This window comes from Dietzia massiliensis (genome assembly GCF_018390595.1).
Lineage (GTDB): Bacteria > Actinomycetota > Actinomycetes > Mycobacteriales > Mycobacteriaceae > Dietzia > Dietzia massiliensis.
The window spans coordinates 1-334 of the sequence record NZ_JAHBAV010000348.1 but is presented as its reverse complement, the minus strand read 5'-3'; the positions used below and the strand labels follow the sequence as shown (position 1 = coordinate 334).

Sequence of the window (334 nt, the reverse complement as noted above, 5' to 3'; positions counted from 1 at the left end):
GAACCTGGCCACTCCGGCGCCGGCGCCCGCGACCGCGTATGGCGAATGGCAGGGCGGTTGGGTCACCTTCGACGGGATGCGCCTGCAGGTGGGAGCCGCGCGGGCCGACCCCGGCCCCTTCGTCAACGGCAACGGACCGGAGCTGGCGAATGGGGATTCGCTGTCGTTCGGCGACTATCGGTGCCGCGCGGACCAAGCCGGCCTGTATTGCGTGAACTACGCGCATCAGTCGGCGGCGCGTTTTGCGCCCGCGGGCATTCAGCCGTTCGGCTGCCTGAAGTCGGTGCCGCCGCCCGACGGGGTCGGCGCGGCGTTCAGCTGCTGAGGATTTCAT

General features: G+C 70.4%; 1 pseudogene. It reads left to right on the top strand.

Annotated elements, in window-relative coordinates:
* Nucleotides 1-325 (top strand): annotated as a pseudogene (locus KHA85_RS17520) (hypothetical protein); the annotation flags it as partial.
* Nucleotides 326-334: the final 9 nt, after the last annotated feature.